Source organism: Aquabacterium sp. (assembly GCF_004297345.1).
In the GTDB taxonomy this organism is placed as follows: domain Bacteria; phylum Pseudomonadota; class Gammaproteobacteria; order Burkholderiales; family Burkholderiaceae_C; genus Aquabacterium.
In genome coordinates this window covers 1-6,141 of record NZ_SCTN01000008.1, presented here as the reverse complement: position 1 = coordinate 6,141, position 6,141 = coordinate 1, and the positions used below count along the sequence as shown (strand labels likewise).

Here is a 6,141-nt window from a genome sequence, read left to right as displayed (position 1 = left end):
CCAAACCAGAACAGGATGGCCGCACCCAGCATGATGGCGGCGTACACCTTGGGCACCATCGTCCAGCCTGCGGCCACCAGAATGGCTGGCGCCACGAACTTGTTGACAGCCGCGCCCGAATTGCCCGCGCCGAACACGCCCATGGCGAAGCCCTGCTGGCTCTTGGGGAACCAACGCGCCACATAAGGTGTACCGACCGAGAAGGAGCCGCCCGCCAGGCCGACGAACAAGCCCAGCACCAGGAAGTGCCAGTACTCGGTGGCGTAGCTCATCATGAAGATGGGCAGCACACACAGCAGCATGCACACGAAGAGCACGATGCGACCGCCAAAGCGGTCCGTCCACATGCCCAGGGGCACGCGAACCAGTGAGCCCGTCAGTACAGGTGTGGCCGTGAGCAGGCCGAACTGGGTGGCCGTGAGGCCAAGTTGCTTCTTGAGCGGGATGCCGATCACCCCGAACATCATCCACACCATGAAACACACTGTGAACGACAGTGTGCTCACGGCCAGCACCGACAGTGCTGTGCGCCTGTTGTTTGCAGTCATGGAGGTTTCTCCTTTTTCCATGACTGGCAGTGTGGGAATTTCTGTCCCCGGCGACCATCCTTCTCTAGGTCAGGTGCAGTGCAGCAAAAGAACGAGAAGCCACATGAACTATCCGGCAGCTATCGTTCTGAGGGATGAGTCGCAGGCCACCCTTGATGCGGGTCAAACACCCTCATCCACCTTTCGACTAGGCTACCGGGGCGCGGCCACTACTGGATGCAGAATCAGGCGCCACGTGTCGTGGCATAAACAGCAGCCTGCACACGAGACGTCAGATTGAGCTTGCGCAAGATGTGCTGCACGTGGATCTTGACCGTGGTCTCTGCGATGTCCAAGGATCGTGCGATTTCCTTGTTGCTGGCACCGCGAGCGATCTCCCGAAGAATGTCTCGCTCTCGTGGCGACAGCCTGGCCACACCTGCGTCCTCCTGAGCTGCGCCTGCTGGCACGCCTGCCGACGGCATCCGGGCCTCACCTGCTTGAGCGGACGACGCACCCTCGGCCTCATCGTCGGCAGGTGTACTCAGTGCGGAACGATAGGCCGCCACGAGCTTGCTCGTCATCTCAGGTGACACCACGGACTCTCCCGCAGCCACACGCTGGATGGCACTCACCAGATCATCGCCCTCCACCGTCTTGAGCAGGTAGCCCGCTGCGCCACGGGCCAGTGCCTGAGCCAGGTCATCGGCGTCCTCACTGACTGTGAGCATGATGATGCGTGTGGTGGGCAAGGCCGCACACAGTTGCGGCAGGGCTTCCACGCCATGAACACCAGGCAGGTGGTTGTCCAGCAGCATGACGTCGGGTCGGTGCTGTTGCCCCAGCTTGAGCGCCTCGCCAGCATCGCCCGCTTCTGCGACCACACTCAGGCGGGGATCTCGTGACAGCAAGGCAATCAGGCCCCGGCGAAACAGGGTGTGGTCATCGACCACAAGCAAACGCAGCGTTGGAGATGGGTTCGTCATGAAGCAAGGGAGACGATGTTGGGAGTAGGCGAATCTTTGCTGGCCGACACGAGAGGCAGACGCAACTCCACGCACGTGCCGTCCGGCCCGGAATCAAAGGAGAGCGCCCCGCCAATACGCTGGGCACGCTCACGCATGATACGCAAACCCACATGCGTGTCGTCTGGTGGGCCTGTGGCCGGATCAAAGCCCTGACCATCGTCGCGCACGCTCACCCGCCAGCCTGGCTGGGCATAGACATCTACCCAGACCTGTGTGGCCTGCGCATGCTTGCGCACATTGGACAGCGCCTCCTGAACCACATGCAGAACCTGGATCTGCACATCCGGTGGCAGGGGCAGGCCATGCCCATGGATGGTCAGAGTGGACTTGAGGTGAGCCTGGTGCTCGAACTTGGAGAGGGTTTCGCGCAAGGCGGGCTCGATGTCGTCCGTGTGGGTGCGCACCCGGAAGTGCAGCAACAACTCCCGCACGTCCGCATAGCTCTCGCGCACGCCTGCATCCAGCTCCTTCATGGTGACGTCGATCGCCGGCTTGTCATTCTTCTCCATGGCGTCACGCAATATCTGCATCTGGATCTTGAGGAAAGCCAAGGACTGGGCAATGGAGTCATGCAACTCCTGCGCGAGCAACTGCCGCTCATTGGCCACAGCAGCCTCACGCCCCATGGCGGCGGCACGCAAGCTCTCCATGGCACTGGCCAGGTGGCTGGACAAGGCCTCATACAAGCCCCTCTCGCTGTCGCTGATCACGGGCATGCCACGGTAGAACAGCTCGACCTCACCCAAGGTGCGCTGATGCAGACCCAAGGGCACCGTCACCAGGGTGGTGTAGCCGGCCTTTTCGCAGTGATCCCGCACCTGCGTGGCGCCGTTGAGGCGCATCTCGTGGGAGGCCTCCAGGATGGGAATCACGCGCAAGGCCATGGAGCCGCCGGTCTTGGGCGGGTTGCCACACAGGCAGTCGCCAGACAGCACGCACTGCTCCTCCTGCGCCATGACCTGCGGCAGGCAATCACTGGCCAAAAGCACGTAGCGTTCGTTCGCTTCGTTGGACCACCGAATGGCCGCCGCGTCGGCGCCCGCAATACGCCGAATCTGCTTGGCAAAGCCTTGCGCCAGTTCATTGAGTTGATCGGTGCTGGCCACGAACGCTGCAACCTCATACAGCGCGGCAAGACGCTGCTGCTGCTCTTCCAGGCCCGCTGTCTTTTCCCGCACCTTTTGCTCCAGATTCGCATACAGCGACTCCAGCTTGGCCGCCATGGAGTTGAAGCCCTCACCCAGCGCTCCCAACTCGTCACTGGTTGATACGCGGACCCGGGTAGCAAAAAAGCCCAACTCCATGCGCCCCAGCGCCAACTTCAGTTGAGACAAGGGCTCCAGCACCAGCGATTTCAAGGCATAGAACAGCGCCAGCGAGCTGAGGATGGCCAATACCAGCATGGCCACCTGAACCGAGTGCAGCACCCCCGTCCAACGCGCCAGATGCCGCTCGATGGCGGACACCAGGTCGTCAATGTGCCGAACGAACTCGTCCACATCGTCCGGGAAAGCGTCTGGGGGGCGCTCGCCTCGGGCAATCTGACGGGCTTTGGTCTGCAGGTCATGCCAATCAGCCACCACGCGGTCGAACTGATGGCTGGAATCGGCATCCCAGGGCACGAACAGGGGACGCACGGCATCCCCTTCCCGCAAAAGGGTCAGACTTTCGTCGAAAGCGGCCAGACGTTTATCGACCGCGCCGACGAGCAAGGCCCTGTCAGCCGGACGAGTTTGCGTCAGCGTCAGCGCCAGTTCGTAACCCCGCATGCGCATGCGCCCAGCTTCGTTCACAGCTGCAGCACCACCGACCAATTGCCAGGTGACCCACATGGTCAAGGCAATCGAGGCCATGGCCACGGCGAAGAAAGTGCCACCAATAGCGATCAGCTTGGACGTCAGCGACATGCTGGCCATGCGCCGCCCAAGGTAGCTTGTAGGCATGTCCACCGCGTCAAAAACCGACGCAGTGGCATGAGGCGATACCGCCGACGCGTCCTCTTGTGGTTCAGTCACCCAAGCCCCTCAAACAGACAAGCGCCCATAACAAAGGCGCGATAGCCAGATTGTCCAGCCGGATGAGGGTCAGCGCAACGCTACCGTGGGGCATCAACCACCGGTCTGAGACATGAAGCGCACGATTTGCTGCGGTCGCTCGTTGAACTCGTGCCGCTCGGGCTTGGCTGCAATGCCGCCCAGAATCGCTTGAGTCAGGGTGGCATCATCGGCGCCATCGCGCAGCATCTGCCCCAAAGGCACCTGGTCGTTCTGGCCCAGGCACAGATACAGCGTGCCGTCCACCCCCAGGCGCACACGGTTGCAGGCCGCGCAAAAATGCTGGGACATGGGCGTGATCACCCCCAGGCTCATACCGCCATCCGCCGTGCACCAGTAGCGCGCAGGGCCAGCGCCCTGCCCCATGACCTGAGGCAAGAGACCATGCTCACGCGCCAGCGCCTCACCCAGGCGACTCAGGTCCACGCCTTTGCTGGCACGACCCGTTTCGCCCACGGGCATGGGTTCGATCAAACGCAAGACGAAGCCCTGTTCAATGGCAAACGCCACCATGCGCTTCACTTCATCCAGATTCACGTCAGCCTGCACCACCATGTTCAGCTTGATGGGGGCAAAACCCACTGCCCGCGCCTCTCGCAGGCCATCCAGCACATCGGCCAGGCAGTCACGCCCGGTGATGCGCGCAAAGCAATCGCGATCCAGCGAATCCAGGCTGATGTTCAGGCGATGCACGCCCGCTTCTTTCAAAGGCCCGGCGTGCCGGGCCAGTTGCGTGCCGTTGCTGGAGACGGACAGGTCATCCAGGCCAGGCAGTTGCGTCAGCGAACGTGCCAGCTCGGACAGGCCGCGACGCAAGAGCGGTTCGCCGCCCGTCAGGCGCACCTTGCGCACCCCCAGCGACGTGAACAAGCCAATCAGACGCGTCATTTCATCGTGGCGCATCCAGTGCGCAGGCTCCTCGAAGCCTTTGAAGCCCTTGGGCATGCAGTAGGTGCAGCGAAGATCGCAGCGGTCCGTCACGGACACACGCAGATAGTCAATGCGACGCTGGAAGGAATCAATCAGACGGGCACTCATTTGCAACAGCCTTGGCACCAGGGAATCAGCACCAGTTAGCCGAACTCTAGTCAGCGCCGCCGAGTTTGACCATCGACCGGAAGGATTAGTCCTTGCGCGCTTCACGTTCAGGTCTCAAGCGTGGTATCACTGGCGCATGCGCCCACCATTGCAACCCGTTGCCCCCCGCATCGATGACCCGATCGAGCTGCTCATGGCCTGTCACGAGAAGGTCAGGCGCTTTGCCGACCTGGCAGTGAGATTGCGCGATCACGCGGCCAGCAAGGGCGCCGATGCGCAGGCCCAGGAGGCGGCCAGGTCCATCCTGCGCTACTTCAACATCGCCGCACCACTGCACCACGATGATGAAGAAGTGGACTTGTTTCCCGCATTGTGGCAGCTGGGTGATACGCAGTTGAACCTCAGCATGGCCCAACTGGAATCGGAACATGGCGAACTGGCGGGCCTGTGGCGCAGCCTGGGGCCGTGGCTGGAAGCCCTCTCTGCCGGGGCAGATCACCCCGCCCCGCCCTCGGTAGACGACTTTGCGCATCGTTACCCGGCTCATGCGCAGCGAGAGGAAGACGAGGTCTACCCCTTTGCCTCTCGCCTGAGTCCCGAGCAGATCAAAGAGATCAGTGCAGCCATGGTGGCGCGACGCACCGCATCAAACTGAGGCTGGGCTCAAGCACGTGGCATGGACATGACCAGAGCGATCGTTGCGTGAGACAGCAAATCGACGATCGCGTCTTCATCCGTCTGGCGCTTTTCCGCCAGGGCCAGGCCAAACTGCAGGATCAGGCTGACGATGCCCTCAGCGATCAAGGCCATCTGGGGCGGCTTCAATCCCGCCGTAAAGGGCAACTCGGCCACATCGGTCACCAGCTCGTGACGCAGCTCGCTCAACAGGCTTTGCGCGCAAGCGCCCAGCGTGGAGTCAGGCCAATATTGCTCGGCCAGAAAGATCCGCAACAGATCGGCATGTTTGACGCAAGCACGGATCGACAGGCGAAAAGCCTCGCGTGAAGCGGCCACAACGTCCACGGCACCACGCATGGGTTCGCGTGCTTCTCGCAAGGTCTGGCGCAACTTGTCGACGATGTCGGTGGCCAGTTCCTCCAGCAGCGCCTCCATGTCAGGGAAGTGCACGTAAAAGGTGGGCTGGGCCACGCCCACAACCTTGGTCACGGCACCGGTGGTCAACCCCTCTCGGCCCTTGTCCAGCAAGATGGCCATGGCCGCCTGCAAGAGGCGATGACGGGTAACGAGTTTGGCTTCCTGGCGGCTGAGCGTACGGGGGGCGGGAGTCATGAAGACCGATTCATTTCGCTGATCAATTCATTCGCGATTTTGAATCAAGCGCAAGTGCGCACGGCGCCTGCTCACCTGTCCATGTCGTAATAAAAGTGGTCGGTTGCGCGGCGGTTCGTGCCCTCGAAGATCTCGCGCACCAGTTGCGGATTGCGCCAGAGATACCAGTCGCCAAACATATCGAACTTTCGGCAGGACGTGGTG

At 61.9% G+C, this 6,141-nt stretch carries 6 protein-coding genes; 1 reads left to right on the top strand and 5 read right to left on the bottom strand.

The genetic code is table 11. The features are described from left to right. The 4 genes from EPO09_RS00245 to moaA all read right to left on the bottom strand — a co-directional run. Positions 1–548, bottom strand: a 548-nt coding sequence (locus EPO09_RS00245) for a nitrate/nitrite transporter (RefSeq protein ID WP_290639021.1), incomplete at its 3' end; no start/stop codon positions are given. Positions 549–772: 224 nt separating this feature from the next. Further along, the gene (locus tag EPO09_RS00240) at positions 773–1,513 is read right to left on the bottom strand and encodes a response regulator (protein ID WP_290639020.1); all 741 of its coding nucleotides are present in this window, start codon (positions 1,511–1,513) and stop codon (positions 773–775) included. Beyond that, the gene (locus EPO09_RS00235; RefSeq protein WP_290639018.1) at positions 1,510–3,570 is read right to left on the bottom strand and encodes a type IV pili methyl-accepting chemotaxis transducer N-terminal domain-containing protein; all 2,061 of its coding nucleotides are present in this window, start codon (positions 3,568–3,570) and stop codon (positions 1,510–1,512) included. The genes EPO09_RS00240 and EPO09_RS00235 overlap by 4 nt, the downstream gene beginning before the upstream one ends. A 93-nt stretch (positions 3,571–3,663) precedes the next feature. Beyond that, positions 3,664–4,647 (bottom strand): GTP 3',8-cyclase MoaA, encoded by a 984-nt coding sequence (moaA, locus tag EPO09_RS00230; protein ID WP_290639015.1) that lies wholly within the window; start codon positions 4,645–4,647, stop codon positions 3,664–3,666. Positions 4,648–4,783: 136 nt separating this feature from the next. Between moaA and EPO09_RS00225 the strand changes: the two genes are divergently transcribed. After that, on the top strand, positions 4,784–5,302 hold the full coding sequence (locus EPO09_RS00225) for a hemerythrin domain-containing protein (RefSeq protein ID WP_290639013.1): 519 nt from the start codon (positions 4,784–4,786) through the stop codon (positions 5,300–5,302). 8 nt (positions 5,303–5,310) lie between these two features. Here EPO09_RS00225 and EPO09_RS00220 read toward each other — a convergent pair whose 3' ends face one another. Further along, entirely contained in the window at positions 5,311–5,937 is a 627-nt protein-coding gene (locus EPO09_RS00220; RefSeq protein WP_290639011.1) for a TetR/AcrR family transcriptional regulator, read from the bottom strand. Between the last annotated feature and the right edge of the window lie 204 nt (positions 5,938–6,141).